We start from the raw sequence: 17,859 nt of genomic DNA, 5'->3' as shown, positions 1-17,859 counted from the left end.
GGCAATCAACCGACTAGGATCCACTGTATGACGATTTCGACTCATCCGGCTCAAGATGGCCATGGCGAGGTCGACCTTCATCCTCACTCCCCGGTTGCACGCCGTTTGGCTGAAGCTGTTCCCGTTGGAGTCCAGGTTGGCCTCGACCAGCTGGGCACGCCGCTGGATGAGGCAACGTGGATCGTCGTTGACTTAGAGACTACCGGCATCGGGACGCGCAGCGCCATCACAGAAATCGGCGCTGTCAAAGTGCACGGTCGGCGCATCACCGACCAGTTTCACACCCTGGTCAATCCAGACCAGCCCATCCCAGCATCCATCACTGCTCTGACCGGCATCAGCGATGAGTCGGTGGCGCAGTGCCCACTGATAACAGACGTCTATCCACAGTTTCACCAGTGGGCAGATTTTGACGAGCAGCCCATCATTGTCGCCCACAACGCACGTTTCGACGTCGGCTTCCTGCGCCGCGCCGCCAATGCGTGTGACATGACGTGGCCGCGCATCCGCATCGTTGACACCCTGGCTCTGGCACGCCTCGCACTCCCCCGCCCCATGATCAGCAACCACAAGCTGGGAACCCTTGCTGCGCATTTTGGTGTCAGCGACTACGACGCGCATCGCGCACTCGGCGACGTACTGGCGACCGTGCAGGTATTCCACGGTTTGTGCGACCTGGTCAGCAAGTCCGGCGCATCAACAGTGGAGGATCTGGTCACACTCGGGCGCCCCGTTCCCCCACGCACACGTCAAAAATCCACACTCGCTGATTCTCTGCCGCAAACACCGGGCACCTACCGTTTCGTCGATGATGCCGGCGGAACGCTGTACGTCGGCTCTGCCCGCAATATCCGCTCACGCGTACGCACCTACTTCACGGCAACTGAGACGCGCCGGAAGGTCCGACGAATGCTGGCGGTCGCCACCGGCGTGGAGGCTCAGTCCACGTCTACTGAACTTGAGGCACGCGTGGAGGAACTGCGTCTGATCCGCACCCTGTCTCCCCTGTTCAACTCCGCTTCGCGCCGTCAAAAAGCCACGCACTGGGTGGTACGGCGCCACGATCGTTTTGAATGCGTGCCGGTGATTGAATCGCACGAAGCCCTCGACGCCCTCGGACCGTATTCGACGCACGCATCTGCACGTGAGGCGATCGACGCACTCCAACAGGCAGGTGCCGACACGATGGATTGTGACGAGTGCAGCGTCATCGATGCGTTGAATGAGCAGATGAATCAGGCTGCAGGCGATGAGCATTTTGAGCGTGCTGCACGTCTGCGCACCCTGCTCGGAACGTATATTCGCGGCATTGAGCAGCAGAGAATTGTCCGGGCGCTCGGGCTGGCTCGGCGGGCCGTATGGGCGCACCATCGCAGTGAAGGCGGGTGGGAGATCGCGCTGACTTCGTTCGGGCGCCTGGTACGCGTCGCGGTCTCGCCGCCGGGTACGTCACCGTTGCCGTGGGTGGAGATGCTCCATGACGAGGATGTCCCCGCTCGCCCAGACGTGTTTCTTGCGGGAACGACGTGGGAGGAGACGCGAGTGCTGTACCGCGATCTGACTAGGCCGGGAGCACGCCTGATTGAATGGGATGGGGTCGTGCCGCTCGGTTCAACGTGGACGTCACCGCTTCGACGCGACACGCTCATCCGCGCCGTTGGACAGGCCAGACGTCCAGAGACCACAATGAACTAGGAACCTACAGGAGAGGATGACCATGCTGACCGCAATTGTTCTTGTCAACGCTGAGATCGACAAAATTCCCGAGGTTGCACAGGCGCTTGCTGACCTGGATGGCGTCAGTGATGTGTATTCAGTGACCGGTGATATCGACTTGGTCGCCCTCGTCAAGGTCCGCGAGTACGAAGACCTTGCCGAGGTCGTGTCAGATCAGCTGGGAAAGGTCCCGGGTGTCACTCAGATGCGTACGCATATCGCGTTCCGCTCATTCGCATCCCAGGACCTTGAAGAGGCGTTCCACCTAGGCCTTGAGTGAGGCCGTCTTGGAGACCTCAATCCACCGCTTGAGCAGATCAGCTGCCTTGCCACTGTCGATCGTCTCGCGCGCCATGTCGATGCCGATGCGCATACGGTCGGTCAGTGAGCCGTGGGTCGGGCCGACGCCATCGTGACGTCCGAATGCTGCCAGTCCGGCTGCGACGTTGAGCAGCACGGCGTCACGGATCGGGCTTTCTTCTCCGTCCATGATGCGGTAGACCACTTTCGCGTTCTCATGGGCTTTGCCACCGCGCAGGTCTTCAAGCGTTCCACGCTTCATGCCGAACTCTGCGACGGGATCGATTTCGCTGAAGGTGATTTCGCCGTCGTGCACTGCCCAGATCTGAGCAGGCTCAATTGAACTGAGCTCATCCAGGCCATGATTCTTTCCGCGGAACACAAGAGCCGACTGGCCGCGCTGAGCGAACACTCCTGCCATGAGCGGTGCGTGACTTTCGTTGGCAACACCAATCGCAGATGTTTCAGGCTTGGCAGGGTTGGTCAGCGGACCGAGGATATTGAACGCTGTTGGGAAGCCGAGAGCGCGGCGCACAGTTGCGGCAAAACGCATTGACGGGTGGAACTTGTTGGCGAACAGGAAGGTAATTCCCAGTTCGTCGAACACCTGAGCCACACCGCTGGGCGACAGGTCGATCTTGATTCCCAGTTCTTCGATCACGTCAGCTGATCCGCACGACGAGGTTGACGCGCGGTTACCGTGTTTGACCAGGGGCACTCCAGCAGCGGCGAGGACAATCGCTGACATGGTGGAGATGTTGACCGTATGTGCCCCATCACCGCCCGTGCCGACAATGTCGAGCACATCGGTGGGAACATCGACAGGTTCGGCGTGATCCTGCATGCCGTCAGCCAGACCGCGGATCTCACTGACGTAGGGGCCTTTAGCCGATAGTGCCGTCAGGAAAGCAGCGAGTTTCACGTCGCCCAGTTCGCCCGTCATCACACGGTCCATGACCGCATATGTCTGTTCGTAGCTCAGGTCCTCACCGGCAAGGAGGCGTTCAATAATGTCAGTCCACTCCATGCAAATCACTCCTGAAGGAGGCGTGCCAGAGTTTCCTGCAGCACGATGGGATCAATTGGCTCAGGTACGGTGGCCGCTGCACCGGACCATTGCGCCAGCCAGTCATCTTGCTGGCGTGCCGTGATCATAATGATGGGTGGAACATTATCCATGGTGGTCAGCAGGCGTTTGGCGACAGCCATACCGCCTTCTTTTTCGGTCTCACCGTCAAGGATCAACGCCGCAAACTCAGAATCTTTGACTGCTTCAACGGCTCCGAAAGCGGTGGCAGCTTCAACGTATGTGACGGTGGGAGTGTCTCGACCGGGACGCACGCCCGCCCCCGTTATGACTGCTTTTCGGGTATCCACATCATCACTGAAGACAAGGACGTTCACATTCTGTTCGGTCACGATAGCTCCTTAGTCACGAAAGTCGACTTCGAGTCATTCTATCTGTTTACAGGTCAGAGCGATCCAGCCAGATCAAAAATGGCCACGTCGCGCAGCATCTGAACCTCGCCTGACTGTGATTGATCCGAGGTTGGACGCGGATCGGCCATATCGATGACGACCATGAGTCGTGATCCGACTTTGTGACCTTCCAGCTGCGCCAGGTTGGCGACTGGTGCAAGGTTCGGGACGTCCCACATCTGTGTCTGTCCTTCATTCTGCACGCCCACCACTGCTTCAACGGCACGCAGGACAGCGTAATTGTCCTTGGTCAGTTCAGGACCTGTTCCCTCGGAAATGAGGTACGTTCCTGGTTCGGGGTTCGCGCCTTCGGCCAGCGTCAGTTTCGGAGCAGTTCCCAAGTCACCTTCCACGGTGACACCGTCGGGCAACGCTGCATCTGTAAGCGTGGCGCTCTTGAGCTGATCCACATCAGCGGTATCGACCGCCTTGTGAATATCAACAACAAAGGTCAGAGTTGACTTGGGTGGAATCGAAGCCTGTCCTTGCTCCCCGTATGCCCACTGCCATGGGATGACCAATTCGACCCGGTCCCCCACGTGTTGACCTGTCAGTCCGGCTTTCCATCCGACAATCACGCGATCCAGTGAGAACGCAATGGGCTTCCCGCCTTCTTTGAAGGTGGAGTCAAATTCCGTTCCGTCCCACAGAACACCCTTGTATGCCACCTGCACGGCATCGGTGGGTTGAACTTCGCGGCCGTCACCTTGCACAAGTGTTGTCGCAATGATGGTGTCGACGGGTTCGGATCCGGTGCTCGGGGTAATAACAGGTTCTTCCCCAAAATCACCTTTCACCTCGGGAATCGTCTGCGTGCCTGAGCGGTCAACTTTTGGCTCATCGGAGGGAGCAGGACGGTTCTCATCACCAGATTGGCTTGCTGCCTGACCTGATTGACCGGACTGTGAGGAGTCGCCGGACGAGCATGCGCTCATCGTTGCGGCCAGAAAGAGGGCAGCGACAACCGCCGTGATTCGCTGAAATTTCACGTACAGGACCTTTGTTTGAGGGGGGGAAAATGGTTTAGTGGAAGGATTCTCCGCATGCGCAGGTGTTACGCGCATTGGGGTTGTCGATCGTGAATCCCTGGCGTTCGATCGTGTCTGAAAAGTCGATGGAGGCTCCGGCAAGGTAGGGAACGCTCATACGATCGACGACAACTTCGACTCCTTCGAAGTCACGGATGGCATCGCCGTCAAGCAGGCGATCGTCAAAGTAAAGCTGGTAGATCAGACCCGAGCAGCCCCCTGGCTGAACGGCGATGCGCAGACGCAGGTCGTCGCGGCCTTCCTGGTCCAGCAGGCTCTTAACTTTCGCGGCAGCCGCGTCAGTCAAGGTCACTTCGTGGGCCGGGGTTTGTGTCTCAACGTCAGACATGTTGCTCCTCATCATTTCAGTACTCGTAGATCCAGCCTACGACGCTCATAAGCAACGCGCCACGACCGTGTTCATATCGTGGCGTTTTCCACGCCGGGTATCCACGTGCGAGCCAGGCGCATTCCAGCAGCTTCAAGCACCTCGTAGTCATCCTGTTCGTTCTCAGCGATACAGGTCGGCATGAGTGCTCCAGGATGCGTGTCAATTATCCCGTGGATCCCCCACTGCGCTTTTTCTAGTGCCGACAGTGTCGTCGATTCGCACACGAGGACGACTGGCAACGCATGGCGACCAGCATGGTCGGTCAGCGTGTCGATGAGGGTATCATGCAGCAGTGGGTCGTGCGCGCAGGGCTCAAGGATGACGACCAGATCCGCCTGCTCCATGCGCTGGTCAAGATTGAGGGTTCTGGCCAGGGCCTCGCCTGTGGGCACGATGCTCCCACCGCACAGGGCGAGCATACCGGCCGCTCCTCCTGCCGCGCCACTGCCTTCCAGACGTGACACGTCCGTTGTATCCCGATGTGTGGCAAACAGGCGCGTCAGGCGGCTCGATAAACCCAGGTTCTGGTCATGACGAGCCGTCCCGTCTGCGTGTGTCGACAGTACCGAGGTAAAGCCGAGCAAGCTGCGCCTGGTCGAGGCGAGCGCGACCACCTCGCGTAGCCTGCGGTCCGATTGCGCGCGGTGCAGTGCCTGTTCCATCTGCTCGTACGTGTCGACAGGCAGCGAGGTGATGGCACTGAGAAATTCGCTTCCCCCGTCTGTGCAGGAGGTATGACCACCTTCGAGCACGGGAGTATCGCCCTGGTCGAGGAGGCGGCGAAGTTCCCGGCCTGCGTCGCGTGTACTCGTCGCGGAGTCGGGGACACGAACGATGAGGCGATCGGATGTGACGAACGGGCCGGGTCCGAACACGATCGGCTCACATGCCGCGTCGCGCACACGCTGAATACCCCGCGCGACCGCTTCCAGTGCTGGGAGGGCGCGCGGGGCGAACCAGTGTCCGACGATAAGGACGCGCACTACCTGCGTGCGCGCTTGGCAGTGCGGGCCAGCAGGAGCGCTTCTGCCAGGATCGCGGCCTTCAGGTCCGGGATGCTCTGCGACTCGTTTTCGGAGTGCGCATTCGTGAAGGGGTCTTCCACGCCCGTCACAAGGACCTCTGCTTGCGGGAAGTGCTTCTTGAAGTGGGAGATGAACGGGATTGATCCGCCCACACCCTTATTCACCGCGTCAGTGTCCCACGCGGTGTCCAGCGCCCAGTGCAGATCGCGGGCAGGTTCGGAATCAAGGTCGGCCAGGAATCCCGGTGAGCACTTTTCCACTGAAATGTCGATGGCAGCGCCGAACGGAACATGTGCCTTGAGATGCTCGATCAGCTTGTCTCGAGCCTCGGCCGGGGCCTGGTTGGGGGCCACGCGCATCGACAGGCGGAAACGTGCGTGCGGGGCGATCGTATTGGATGATTCCGCAACAGAGCGAACGTCCATGCCAATAACGTTGATAGATGGCTTTGTCCACACGCGCGCCGCCAGGTCACCCGATCCGGCAAGCGTCACTCCATCAAGGACGCCAGCAGCCTCACGATACTCGTCTTCAGGCCAGTCTATATCGGACGTGTCGGTGGCTTTGAGGCCCTCGACAATCACGTTGCCGTCCTCGTCGTGCAAGGTCGCAATCATGCGCGCAGCAATTGTGACAGCATCCATGATCGGACCGCCGAATGCGCCGGAGTGGACAGCGTGCTCGAGTACGCGCACGTCCACGGTCACCACGGCGTTGCCACGCAGTGACGCAGTCATCGCGGGAATCCCCGGTTTCCAGTTGTCACCGTCAGCAACCACAATGACGTCAGCGTCCAGCTTGTCAGCGTGGGTCGTCAGAAAGTTTTCGAACGAGGGGGAACCAAGCTCCTCTTCACCTTCGATGAAGACACGCACGTTCAGGCCCAGATCATCGGCAAGGGTGCGCAGGGCGCCCAGGTGGACGATCACGCCGGCGCCATCATCGGATGCGCCGCGGCCATAGAGCCTGTCCCCCTTAACGGTGGCGTCGAACGGGTCACCGTCCCAGCGGTCGAGTTCACCAGTGGGCTGAACATCGTGGTGTGCATACAGCAGGACGGTGGGCGCTCCCTCGATGACGGGGGTGTGTCCAACAATGGCTGGCTCACCTTGTCCGCCGAAAGGCGAGTCGGCACGTAGAATCTCAGTCTCCAGGCCAAGATCGTTGAAGAGCTTGCTGACGTGTTCAGCTGATTTCTGCACGTCGTCCTGATGCTCCGGAAGGGAGGAGACTGACGGAATGGATACGAGTGTCTTGAGTTCGTCGAGCAGCTCGTCGAAATGCTGATCGACACGTTCACGCAGCTCCTGGACTGAGGGCGTGAGGTCATCATGAGTAGTGGTAGTCATATCACTGAGTTTAGTAGTTCGGCTTGTGGGTCTCAATCAACTACCCTAAAGGTGTGTTATTCCGTAAGAAATCTTCAGAAGAGTCAACGACAGCCGCTCCCGTCGACGAGCCGACGCATGAAGCGAGCGCAAAGAAGGGCCGTCCGACGCCGACGCGCCGACAGGCTGAGGCGCGCAGGAATCGTCCGCTGGTGCCGGCTGACCGTAAGGAAGCCCGCCGACAGGCCAAAGAGAAGCGTGATGAGCGTTTCCGCCGTGAACAGGAAGCGATGACGACGGGAGACGAGCGCTATATGCCGCCCCAGCATCGTGGCCCTATCCGTCGTTTCATCCGCGACTACCTGGATGCCCGTTGGTCGATCTGCGAGTTCATGATGCCGGTGATGCTGGTTTTCATCGCATTGTCGCTGGCATTTTCCTTCATCACACCGGCGCAGCAAACCAACGGTCAGCTCCCCGTCGTCATGATGGTGATGTTCATCTTCTTCTACGGCGCGTTGCTGCTCTGCATTATTGAGGGCGTCATCGTCTGGCAGATCCTCAAACGTCGTATCCGCGAGCGCTTCCCTGACAAGGCGATCCCGCGCGGCTCGTGGTTCTACGCATTTTCACGCATGCTGATGGCACGCCGCTGGCGCTCGCCGGCTCCTCAGGTGGGACGCGGCGAGTTCCCGAAGGGGTCGAAGAAACAGAAAGACTAGTTCAGGGCCAGGGCGCGGTTCATCGCGCCCGGCCACGTCGGCCCTTCGAAGACGAATGCGCTGAATGCTTCAACGAGGTCGGCACCGGCATCCAGCATGGCCTGAGCCTGAGATGCGGTGAAGATCCCGCCCGTGCCGATCAGAAGCTGATGGTCGTCCAGGTGCTCAGCAACCAGAGACACCACATCGAGAGCACGCGGGAACAGCGGGGCTCCTGAAACGCCACCTTCTCCCCACTCGTGATTGATCGTCGTATTGGTGGCCACTATCCCGTCCAATTTCATGTCCCGGCTCATGGAGCACACCTCGATGATGTCGTCATCGCTCAGGTCGGGCGCGATTTTCACCAGCAACGGCACGTGACGGCGCTGCTGCGCCGCATCGGCTCCGCGTCGCGCAGCCTCCAGGATGGGGCGAAGCTGATCGACAGCCTGCAGGTCCCGCAGTCCCGGAGTGTTGGGTGAGGACACGTTGACGACAATGAAGTCCACCCACGGCGCAACTTTCTGGGCACAGATCTCGTAGTCACGAGGCGCCTGGTCAAGTGGAGTGACCTTGTTCTTTCCGATATTCGCCCCGACGATACAGCGCCTGCCGTGACGGGTGGATCGCAGCTCACGTAGCTGCGCAACAGCCTGGTCGACACCCTCGTTATTGAATCCCATCCGGTTGCGCAGGCCGGCCTGGTCCATGAGGCGCCACAGGCGTGGCTGGTCGTTCCCTGGCTGCGGTCGGGGTGTGATCGTCCCAATCTCAACGAATCCGAATCCCAGCGCGCACATGCCCTCAATGGCGCGTGCATCTTTGTCCATTCCGGCTGCAAGACCCAGGCGTCCGTGCACGGTGCGCTCACCGATTGTCGGCAGGGAGCGCGTGGGCCACAGCAGCATGGAGCGTGCATGCGGATCCCAGTATCCGATGGTGGCGCGCATCAGTGCGCGGATTAAGCCGTGTCGTCCTGCCCACGCAACGGCGTTAAGGCCTGCATGGTGGGCACGTTCAGGATCAGTGCGGTGGATGACGCTGCGAAAAAGCCATGAGTAGACGGACATGGATCTAGCCTAGCGTCTCTAGTCCCACCATAACCACCACGCCAGATGCCCGACCGGATCATCCAACAAGATGCGGTCGCATTCGTCGGGTGCCAGACAATGCAGCGCGTATCTGTCGCGCAGATATGGCCAGGCTCGCGTCACACCGTCCGGTAATGAGTGACGTATCACGAGCGCATCGACACTGACTCGTTCGTCTCGTCGCGGCTGGCGAATGACATAACCGCTCACGTACACCTCCTGAGGGAAAGTGATCGCAGCATCGAGCGCGGCTTCAACCGTCGGCCCTCCATTTTGCGAACACTGCAGGTTTTCTACACTCAGCAGGCTCCTCAGCTCGCGAGCATCGTCCCCACCAACCATAGTGAAGCGACAATAATCGTGATCATCCAGCTCCATGTAAGGAGCCAAAAGAACTGTGATGCCACTCGTGTCGAGCCACCCTGTAGGCCCATACATTCCCTCTACCTTCGTCTGCTCGGTCAGCATGATGTCCTCCTTCTGTGTCGGTGCGTGCAGTTCACCGCATGAGGATCGACCTGTGCCAGCACGCGCCTGGGCTTTGTGGATTGACGAGGGTACCCACGGTGCGCTGTGGATAAACGATGGAGCATAATGGCGGGTGTGATCATCGATTTAACCGCATGTCAGAGCCTGGAAGACGTGGAAGCAGCCGTACCGGACGGTGCGCTTGCTGACTACACGTGCATGACGGACGTCAAGCTGCGTTCAAGCTTGGAAGTGGAACGCGGACTGTACATGGCGGAATCACACAATGTGATCATGCGGGCACTTGAGACGGGGCATCACCCGCGCTCATTCCTCATGGCGCCGCGCTGGCTCGAGCAGATGGAGCATCTGCTGGCATCCTCGACAGGAAGTGTTGACGGTGGTGACGTGCCCGTGTATATCGCCTCCGAAGAGGTGCTCGAACACATCACCGGATTTCACCTGCATCGCGGGGCTCTTGCCGCTATGCAGCGTCCCGAGCTGCCGGACGTGTCGGACCTCTTGGCACGTTCGCGCCGGATCGCTGTGCTGGAAGACCTGGTTGATCACACGAATGTCGGTGCAATCTTCCGTTCTGCAGCTGCTCTGGGTGTTGACGCTGTCATCGTCACACCTCGCTGCTGTGATCCGCTGTATCGGCGCTCCGTCCGTGTCTCCATGGGCACGGTCTTTCAGGTGCCGTGGACTCGGCTGGATACCTGGCCAGCCGTTGACGTGCTGCGCGAGGCGGGCTACTGCACGGTCGCCTGCGCACTCAGTGATGACTCACTGAGTCTCGATGAGTTCGTGGCGAACCCTCCGGACAAGAAGGTGGCATTGCTCTTCGGTACTGAGGGCGACGGATTGTCGCGCCGCACCATTGAGCAGACAGATCTGACGGTGCGTATCCCGATGGCCGGCGGTGTGGATTCGCTGAATGTGGCTGCTGCGTCAGCAGTGTTTTTCTGGGCGACTCGCGCACTCAATTAGCTGCGCGATCACCTCAGCACACTGCTCCCATCCTGACACTGGGATCGTCGTGAATCCTGCGGCTTTCACCGGGTAGTCGTTGCCACCCTCGTCAAGCCTGTCCCCGACAAACACTATGTCGCTGACTGCAATACGTGTTGCCTCGACCAGGTGGCGCATGCCGAACGCCTTGTCAACGCCCTGCCGGGTGATATCGACAGATGTGGACCCGCCACCGCGTACCGACAGCTCAGGAACGTCGCGGGCGACCCGCTCAGCCAGTGCAACTTTCTTCGTTCCGTCCGGGTCCCATGCGCGCTTGGCCTCCAGGGGCGCTTCCTGCCCCAGAGCAGAGAAGGTGATCTGTGATCCTCGATCTTCAATAATGTCTCCCCAGGTGTGGCTTTCCCAAATTCCCAGGTCGTGTGCGTGCCGAGTCAGGGACTCGATGGCCCGCTGGCGCTCGTCTGCGCTCAGATCCATCGCGTAGATCTGGTGCCACTGCTGGTCGCGATACCTGAAGTAGCGGGTTCCACACGTTGGCATCAGGTGCAGGCGCTCAAGCTGCGCGTCGTCAGCGTGCAGGTGCGCCAGGACCTGTGTGCGGAATTGGCCGATGTGTCCTCCGGAGATGATGCACACGTCGGCAACGTCGAGGAGCGCGCACAGGCGCTCGTCCATCAGGGACGGGAGCGGCGACTTCGAGGGGGCTAACGTATCGTCCAGATCGAAAGCTGCCAGTTTCACTCGACAGGCTCCTCAATGGTGTCGTCAACGTCAGGCTGCTTGAGGGTCTTGAGTGCGACGGTCGAGGCGACGAGGCCTCCCCACACGAGCAGGATCGAGATGACCATCAAGATGAGTGCGCTCGCTGTCATTGTTCCAGTCCTTTCGCGCGCGAGTCGAGGGAGTGATGCCACTTGGTCACCGTCATGATAACGGCGAAGACGATGATTGCCAGCAGCATTCCCCAGCCGAACATGCCGACAAAGGAGGTAGCATGCCCGTCATATCCGTGCATCACATAGTCGATGAGTGCGCTGATAAGCATGAAGCCCAGGACGATCGGGCTGACTACACCCACGACGAGGTCCCAGAAAGCGGGAACTCGGATCGATGAGACCGAGTTGAGGTGCAGACGCAGTCCCTTCAGGCGCGGACCGGCGAACGCGGAAAGCAGGCACAGCGCCATGGCGGAGGCAACCACGCCGATGTTGTTGACGAAGGTGTCGATGACGTCGAGGACATTCAGCCCCGAGCGCACACCGAACAGTCCCAGCGACAGCACCATCGCAGGCACACCCATGATCATGGCGGCTTTACGCGGGGTGACTCCGAACTTGTCCTGGATGGAGCCGGAAACAACCTGCAACAGTGACAGCAGCGAGGTGATTCCTGCCAGCGTCAGGGACGTGAAGAACAGGACGCCGAAGATGGGGCCGCCTGGCATCATCGAAATAATCTGTGGGAAGGTCACGAACGACAGGATCGGGCCGGTAAGGCCTTCCAGTTCGTTCACGCCAACCTGTTGAGCATGTGCCATGAAGCCGAGGGCGGCGAATACGCCGATGCCGGCGAGCAGCTCGAAGGATGAGTTGGCAAAACCTGCAACAAGGCCGGTTCCGGTCAGGTTTGACTTGGGCTTGAGATAGGAGGCGTAGGTCGCCATGATGCCGAAGCCCACTGACAGCGAGTAGAAAATCTGTGCAAACGCTGCCAGCCACACATGCGGATTCGTCAGCTGATCCCATTGCGGGGTGAAGAAAGCATTAAGTCCTTCCATGGCGCCAGGCAGGAACAGTGCGCGCACCACCATCACCACGAACAGGATGACCAGTAACGGCAGGAAAATACGGTTCGCCAGTTCCACGCCCTTGGTCAGTCCGCGTCCTACGATGAACAGGACGAACAGCCAGATCACGGCCAGGGGGACCAACACTGACAGGACGGGTGTCCATGACACTGAATCTGATCCGTCGAGTTGGAGGAACGTTTCGAGGAAGAAGGTCTGCGAGTCATCTCCCCATGCCAGGGTGATGGAGTGCCACGCATAGCTGGCCGCCCAGGCAACCACCGCTGCGTAGTAAATGAAGATGACGAAGCAGACGCCGACCTGAAACCAGCCGAGGAATTCTCCGCCGGCTGTCATGCGGCGCAGCGCCCACGGCGGTGAGCCACGCAGTTTATGACCGATCGCGTAGTCAAGAAAGAGGATCGGGATACCGACGCAGACGAGTGAGACGAGGTACGGCACCAGGAATGCGCCACCACCGTTGGCGTAGGCCACGCCTGGAAAACGCCAGATGTTCCCCAGGCCGATAGCTGAACCAATGGCTGAGATAAGGAACGCTGTTTGACCGGACCACGTTTCGCGACGCGGTTTGGTTTGTTGTGAGCTCATTTTCGTCACTCCATCACTTGCGGGATGAAGCTCACGCTAGAGTATTGTCAGCGCGCGGTGAAGAAGTATCCGCATATCGGATGGTCTCGCGCCAGACGAGAACGAAGGAAGGCCCATGTCGACCCCACACATTGCAGCTGAGCCAGGTGATTTCGCCCCCGCAGTCCTGATGCCGGGTGACCCGAAGCGTGCCCAGCGTATTGCTGAAACAATTTTGGACTCACCGCGACTGGTCACTGATGTGCGCGGCATGCTGGGCTTCACCGGCACTGTCGACGGTCAGCCACTGTCAGTGATGGGATCGGGAATGGGTCAGCCTTCCGCAACGATCTACGTCACCGAACTGATGAAGTTCTTCGACGTTCACCGCGTGATCCGCGTCGGCACGTGCGGCGGAATCTCACCGAAAGTTCATGTGGGCGACACGATCGTCGCGATCGGTGCACACACGGATTCCGCAATGAATCAGCTGCGCATTCCCGGTGTCAATTTCAGTGCGGTCGCCTCGTTCAACCTGGCGCGAGCCGCCGTCGAGGCCGCAACCGAAGACGACACTGTTCACGTGGGAACGATTATTTCGCGTGACCACTTCTACTTCGCGCCCGACGGTCAGACACAACGCCTGGCGGACTATGGTGTGTTGGGCGTGGATATGGAAGCTGCCGCGATGTATGGCGTGGCGGCAGAGTGCGGCCGAGAGGCACTGACCGTGTTGACGTGTTCGGATCACCTGCTTGACTCGTCGTCGGATATGACGGCGCAGGAACGTGAAACACAGTTTGAGACGACGCTGCGTCTGGCGGTCGCTGCCGCGCTGTCGTGATCTGTCTAAACCAGAGCCGCAAGGTGGAAGAGCCAGGCGATCAGCACGGTCACCGGCAGTGACATGATCGTGGTAATCAGCACAGTGCCCTGCGCGATGTGATTGCCGACGCCTGCCCGCGCTGAGGCGATGAAGGCATTTTGCGCGGTGGGCATCGCGCCCATCACCGTGACTGCCAACAGCGCGTGCCCGTCCATGCCCAGCAGCAGTCCTGCTCCGAACGCGCACGCCGGCTGAACCATGAGTTTGAAGCAGCTGGCGAGTATCACCATGTGCCCGTCCTGGGATCGCACAGTCAGGCGCTGCCCCACCAAGGAAGCGCCAAAACTAATCAGGACCAGCGCCGGCGCGGACTGCCCGATCATCTCGGTCGCGTTGGCGATCAGTGGCGGCACATCCAGGCTCACCGCTGCGCACAGGAATCCGAGGAACGCCGCGATCACCATCGGGTTGGTCACCACGGAGCGTACGATGGTCACAATCGACAGCGTGATACCCGGCGTACACAGGTCGATGAGGACGAAGAACATCGGGGTGAAGAAGCCCAGCTGAAACACCATGATCGGCACGCCGTGTACTGCTGACCCCAGTACGTAGATTGCGATCGGGATGCCGACGTAGGCCGCGTTGTTCAACGAGGACGACATTGCGCCGACCGTCAGATCGCCAATCGTCGGCCGCATCGTCAGGCGAGCGATCAGAGCGAACACGCTGGCGGTGACAACACCGCTTGCCGCTGCCGCGATGAGGGGACGGCCGATGACAACATCGAGGTCAGCTGATGCGATCGTGGAGAACAGGAGTGCGGGCGCGGCGATCCAATACACCAGGTCAGTGATGTGTCCAGTAGCATCGGTCTTGAGGATTTTCGTTGCGCGCGCGATCCATCCAACAGCCATAATGACTGCGATGACTGCGATGCCCTCGATGACTTGTCCCACGCGTCTACATTATGACCACGACCAGGAAAGCGAAAGTCATGTCATGGATTGATCACATGGTGTGGTGGCACGTCTACCCGCTGGGAATGTGCGGCGCCCCCATTCGTCCTCCGTTCGGGGCCGACGCGTCGGCGCACCGGATCACCATGCTGGAAAACTGGCTGGACTACCTGATCGAGCTGGGAGCCAACGGCCTGCTTCTGGGCCCGATCTTCCAGTCAACATCACATGGCTACGACATTCTTGACCACTTCGCAGTTGACCCGCGCCTGGGAGATGAAGCTGACTTTGATCACCTCATTGCCGCGTGCCACGAGCGCGGCATCCGCGTGGCATGTGACGGTGTCTTTTCTCACGTCAGCTCTCGGCACCCGCTGGTCAGCGAGGTTCTCGCTGCCGGCCCCGACAGTGAGCACGCGGACTTATTCGACATTGACTGGGAGGACCCCGCAGGTCCGACTCCACGCATCTTTGAAGGTCACGGTGAGCTGGTTCGGCTCAATCACGCCGGTGCACAGGCGCGCACATACGCCACCGACGTCATGACCTACTGGCTTGAACGCGGCATCGACGCCTGGCGTCTGGATGCCGCCTACTCTGTGCCGAGCGATTTTTGGCGCGACGTCATCGACCCCGTTCGGGCGCGTTTCCCTGAAGCGTGGCTGATGGGTGAAGTAATCCACGGTGACTACACCGACATGATCGAGCAGTGCCATTTTGATTCACTGACCCAATACGAACTGTGGAAGGCAATCTGGTCGAGTATCTCGGATCGAAATTTCTTTGAGCTGCAGTGGTGCCTCGATCGTCACAACCATTTCCTCGATTCCTTCACCCCACAGACATTCATCGGCAACCACGACGTCACGAGAATTGCCTCGCAGATCGGGAGCCCACATGTCGGCGTAGCTCTCGCCATTGTCATGACTGTCGGCGGGATCCCATCGATCTACTATGGCGACGAACAGGGCTATACCGGAATCAAGACCGATGAGCTCGGCGGCGACGATCAGGTGCGTCCCTCGTTCCCTGATCTGCCCGACCACCTGTCGAATCTGGGCGAATCAGTGTTCCAGACCCACCAGGCGCTCATTGCGCTGCGTCGCCAGCATCCGTGGCTTGTCCATGCGCGCACGCAGGTGTGCGAGGTAACCAACGAGCAGCTGTCGTACCGCTCCAGCGCGGATGGACACACGATCTGCGTTTTTCTCGACCTGCATGATTCTGACGCGCCGCACGTCACGATCACCGAGCCCGGCGGGCAGATTCTTTTCGCATTCTAATTAAAGCCGAGGACGGCGCGGGCGATGCGGTAGATCGATAGCGGGATGACGCGTCCGGGCGTTCCCGGCAGCGAGATCAGCCGTCCGAGCAGACCTGATCTGACCTGCCGGGTGACCTGCGGGTAGTTTCGGTCAGCTTCCGCCCACAGGCGTTCTTTCTCCTGGACGTGTTCTGGTGTGCCAGAGAGCAACAACATCAGGGAGCACACGATGAAATTGATGCGCAGGTAGTGAATCATGTAGCGATACAGGTGTGCAGGGACAGTGGATTCGTCAGGGGTGCCGGCAAGCATCCCCGCGTTGACGCGCAGCAGCTGGTCGATACGTGAAATCATGACTTTTTCGTTCACTGACTGGTCATCGCGGCCAATGAAGTAGCGGTACAGATTCGCATCGATGTAGCGCAGCGTTCGCACATGCGGCAAGGGCACGTAGGAATACAGGTAGTCCACGTAGAAGGTATGCTCCGGCAGGATCATCCCGGATTGTCTGACCAGCTCGGTGCGAAAAATGAGCGTGTGCATCATGAGGTACTGGTCGTAGCGGCACGCACGCATGTCATCCCACCCAATAATGCGATCAGCAGGAAGAACGTTGAGGAAGCGGACCGCATGCTTATGAGATTTTCCTTGTTTCTCGTAGACGTAGTTCGCCACGTACATGTCGACGTCGTCGCCGCGGTCCTGGTCTGCGGCCATCTGATCCAACACGCGTGTCAGCGAGCGCCGGTCGAGCCAGTCGTCAGAGTCCACGACTTTCAGGTAACGGCCAGTGGCCTCGCGGATGCCGGTGTTGAGGGCGCCGCCATGCCCTGCGTTAGCCTGGTGGACTGCGCGGATTTCAGGGAATCTGCGCGCCAGTTTGTCGGCAAGTTCGGGAGTCTTGTCACTCGATCCATCGTCGATGATGAGGATTTCGATGGGGTGCGCATAGCCGATCAGGGACTCGACACATCGGCGCAGATAATCTTGCGAGTTATACGCCGGGATGATGACGCTCAGCAGTGGCTGATGAGATATGTCCACATTGGTCATAGTACGTGATCGAGAATGATCTGAGTGGCAGGAACGGCATCTCGCAGCACAGCTTCGTGGCCGTGATCCTCGATCGACGCGTACGTGCCGTGTGGCAGCAGTTGTGCCACGCGCTTCGTCCAGTCGTGCGGACACACCAGGTCGTCTTCTCCGCGCATGACCAGTGTGGGTGTGGGCACCTGCGGGTAGATGCGTTCAACGCGGTGATCCATCATGGCGCGAATCGTTCGGAAGAACCAGACTGGGCCGGCACGCAGATAATTCGCAACACCCACTGCCATCACGTGCAGCCCATCGTCGGCAAAGTCAGTAATCAGATCCCATGCCTGTTGGTGGAGGGTCCGCCTGGCGGGGTTGATGGTCGGAGCAATCAGAACCAGCTGATCGATCAGGTCGGGCCGTTGCTGCGCCACTTCCACTGCGACCTGGGTGCCCATCGAGTGACCAATCACGATCACGTGACGCAGCTTGTTGTCCCGTATGAAAGCGGCAACGAGTTTGCCGTACTGAGCCATCGACGGGGGGCGCTTCGGAGTGGGTGAATCACCAAAGCCTGGCAAGTCAACCGTATAGGCAGCGCCGTGAGGTGCCAGTTCCCTGGCCAGTCCAGCCAGTGCTCGCCTGCCCATCCCCACGCCGTGAATCATGACGAAGACAGGGCGGGAAGGATCCGGCGCATGTTCCTCGACGCGGTTATCACGCACGGCGTAGACCATGCGGATACGACCGCGCTGGTAGGTGCGTACTTCAACGTCCGAGTCTTCCTGAAAGACCGGGTCGCCCGAGGAATCATCGGTTCCGATATACGCCATCGCTTCTCCTTATTTCAGCTGACCATTCTTCCACAGGTATGACACACTGCCTAATACGAAGGAGGT

The 17,859-nt window shown here is 59.7% G+C and carries 20 protein-coding genes; 6 read left to right on the top strand and 14 right to left on the bottom strand.

The features are described from left to right. The first annotated feature begins 27 nt into the window (after positions 1–27). Together BLT69_RS04630 and BLT69_RS04625 are read left to right on the top strand one after the other, a co-directional pair. Positions 28–1,695: an exonuclease domain-containing protein gene (locus tag BLT69_RS04630; RefSeq protein ID WP_058236555.1), complete on the top strand. Its 1,668-nt coding sequence runs from the start codon at positions 28–30 to the stop codon at positions 1,693–1,695. A 22-nt stretch (positions 1,696–1,717) separates the two neighbouring features. Further along, on the top strand, positions 1,718–1,996 hold the full coding sequence (locus BLT69_RS04625; RefSeq protein ID WP_058236881.1) for an Lrp/AsnC family transcriptional regulator: 279 nt from the start codon (positions 1,718–1,720) through the stop codon (positions 1,994–1,996). On the opposite strand, the gene trpD is transcribed toward BLT69_RS04625, so the two are convergent. From trpD to BLT69_RS04595, 6 genes are all read right to left on the bottom strand, one after another. Next, complete coding sequence (gene trpD / locus BLT69_RS04620; protein WP_371935800.1) at positions 1,982–3,043, bottom strand: anthranilate phosphoribosyltransferase; 1,062 nt, start codon at positions 3,041–3,043, stop codon at positions 1,982–1,984. The genes BLT69_RS04625 and trpD overlap by 15 nt on opposite strands. A gap of 5 nt (positions 3,044–3,048) precedes the next feature. Then, the gene (locus BLT69_RS04615) at positions 3,049–3,435 is read right to left on the bottom strand and encodes a DNA-binding transcriptional response regulator (protein ID WP_092648508.1); all 387 of its coding nucleotides are present in this window, start codon (positions 3,433–3,435) and stop codon (positions 3,049–3,051) included. Between the two features lie 53 nt (positions 3,436–3,488). Beyond that, positions 3,489–4,484, bottom strand: coding sequence for an FKBP-type peptidyl-prolyl cis-trans isomerase (locus BLT69_RS04610; RefSeq protein ID WP_157886348.1), 996 nt, complete (start codon positions 4,482–4,484; stop codon positions 3,489–3,491). Between the two features lie 34 nt (positions 4,485–4,518). Next, positions 4,519–4,872 (bottom strand): iron-sulfur cluster insertion protein ErpA, encoded by a 354-nt coding sequence (gene erpA, locus BLT69_RS04605; RefSeq protein ID WP_058236551.1) that lies wholly within the window; start codon positions 4,870–4,872, stop codon positions 4,519–4,521. A gap of 71 nt (positions 4,873–4,943) precedes the next feature. After that, positions 4,944–5,897 (bottom strand): glycerate kinase, encoded by a 954-nt coding sequence (locus BLT69_RS04600; RefSeq protein WP_092648506.1) that lies wholly within the window; start codon positions 5,895–5,897, stop codon positions 4,944–4,946. Continuing rightward, a complete protein-coding gene (locus BLT69_RS04595; RefSeq protein ID WP_193600007.1) occupies positions 5,897–7,288 on the bottom strand; it encodes a M20/M25/M40 family metallo-hydrolase in 1,392 nt (463 codons plus the stop codon). The genes BLT69_RS04600 and BLT69_RS04595 overlap by 1 nt, the downstream gene beginning before the upstream one ends. 53 nt (positions 7,289–7,341) lie before the next feature. Here BLT69_RS04595 and BLT69_RS04590 point away from each other — a divergent pair, with 53 nt between their 5' ends. Continuing rightward, positions 7,342–7,989: a DUF3043 domain-containing protein gene (locus BLT69_RS04590; protein ID WP_092648505.1), complete on the top strand. Its 648-nt coding sequence runs from the start codon at positions 7,342–7,344 to the stop codon at positions 7,987–7,989. On the opposite strand, the gene BLT69_RS04585 is transcribed toward BLT69_RS04590, so the two are convergent. Together BLT69_RS04585 and BLT69_RS04580 are read right to left on the bottom strand one after the other, a co-directional pair. Continuing rightward, positions 7,986–9,041: a quinone-dependent dihydroorotate dehydrogenase gene (locus tag BLT69_RS04585; RefSeq protein ID WP_092648504.1), complete on the bottom strand. Its 1,056-nt coding sequence runs from the start codon at positions 9,039–9,041 to the stop codon at positions 7,986–7,988. The genes BLT69_RS04590 and BLT69_RS04585 overlap by 4 nt on opposite strands. An 18-nt stretch (positions 9,042–9,059) precedes the next feature. After that, positions 9,060–9,530: a hypothetical protein gene (locus BLT69_RS04580; protein WP_092648503.1), complete on the bottom strand. Its 471-nt coding sequence runs from the start codon at positions 9,528–9,530 to the stop codon at positions 9,060–9,062. 135 nt (positions 9,531–9,665) lie between these two features. On the opposite strand from BLT69_RS04580, the gene BLT69_RS04575 reads away from it, so the two are divergent. Next, complete coding sequence (locus BLT69_RS04575) at positions 9,666–10,520, top strand: TrmH family RNA methyltransferase (RefSeq protein WP_092649091.1); 855 nt, start codon at positions 9,666–9,668, stop codon at positions 10,518–10,520. On the opposite strand, the gene BLT69_RS04570 is transcribed toward BLT69_RS04575, so the two are convergent. From BLT69_RS04570 to BLT69_RS04560, 3 genes are read right to left on the bottom strand one after another with little or no spacing between them, the layout of a single operon-like run. Further along, the gene (locus BLT69_RS04570; RefSeq protein WP_092648502.1) at positions 10,482–11,246 is read right to left on the bottom strand and encodes an HAD-IIB family hydrolase; all 765 of its coding nucleotides are present in this window, start codon (positions 11,244–11,246) and stop codon (positions 10,482–10,484) included. The genes BLT69_RS04575 and BLT69_RS04570 overlap by 39 nt on opposite strands. Further along, positions 11,243–11,377, bottom strand: coding sequence for a methionine/alanine import family NSS transporter small subunit (locus BLT69_RS04565; RefSeq protein ID WP_092648501.1), 135 nt, complete (start codon positions 11,375–11,377; stop codon positions 11,243–11,245). The genes BLT69_RS04570 and BLT69_RS04565 overlap by 4 nt, the downstream gene beginning before the upstream one ends. After that, positions 11,374–12,900, bottom strand: coding sequence for a sodium-dependent transporter (locus tag BLT69_RS04560; protein ID WP_092648500.1), 1,527 nt, complete (start codon positions 12,898–12,900; stop codon positions 11,374–11,376). The genes BLT69_RS04565 and BLT69_RS04560 overlap by 4 nt, the downstream gene beginning before the upstream one ends. Positions 12,901–13,015: 115 nt before the next feature. On the opposite strand from BLT69_RS04560, the gene deoD reads away from it, so the two are divergent. Then, positions 13,016–13,723: a purine-nucleoside phosphorylase gene (deoD, locus tag BLT69_RS04555; RefSeq protein WP_092648499.1), complete on the top strand. Its 708-nt coding sequence runs from the start codon at positions 13,016–13,018 to the stop codon at positions 13,721–13,723. Positions 13,724–13,728: 5 nt separating this feature from the next. On the opposite strand, the gene BLT69_RS04550 is transcribed toward deoD, so the two are convergent. Continuing rightward, complete coding sequence (locus BLT69_RS04550) at positions 13,729–14,664, bottom strand: AEC family transporter (RefSeq protein ID WP_092648498.1); 936 nt, start codon at positions 14,662–14,664, stop codon at positions 13,729–13,731. Between the two features lie 38 nt (positions 14,665–14,702). Here BLT69_RS04550 and BLT69_RS04545 point away from each other — a divergent pair, with 38 nt between their 5' ends. Continuing rightward, a complete protein-coding gene (locus BLT69_RS04545) occupies positions 14,703–15,947 on the top strand; it encodes an alpha-amylase family protein (protein ID WP_092648497.1) in 1,245 nt (414 codons plus the stop codon). Here the strand turns inward: BLT69_RS04545 and BLT69_RS04540 are convergent. Next, complete coding sequence (locus tag BLT69_RS04540; RefSeq protein ID WP_257590413.1) at positions 15,944–16,972, bottom strand: glycosyltransferase family 2 protein; 1,029 nt, start codon at positions 16,970–16,972, stop codon at positions 15,944–15,946. The genes BLT69_RS04545 and BLT69_RS04540 overlap by 4 nt on opposite strands. A gap of 5 nt (positions 16,973–16,977) precedes the next feature. Continuing rightward, positions 16,978–17,793, bottom strand: a complete 816-nt coding sequence (locus BLT69_RS04535) for an alpha/beta fold hydrolase (RefSeq protein ID WP_092648495.1) — start codon at positions 17,791–17,793, stop codon at positions 16,978–16,980. Positions 17,794–17,859: the final 66 nt, after the last annotated feature.

The organism is Schaalia radingae (genome assembly GCF_900106055.1).
Lineage (GTDB): Bacteria > Actinomycetota > Actinomycetes > Actinomycetales > Actinomycetaceae > Pauljensenia > Pauljensenia radingae_A.
The sequence above is the reverse complement of the archived record's forward strand: the minus strand, read 5'-3'. Positions and strand labels throughout refer to the sequence as shown.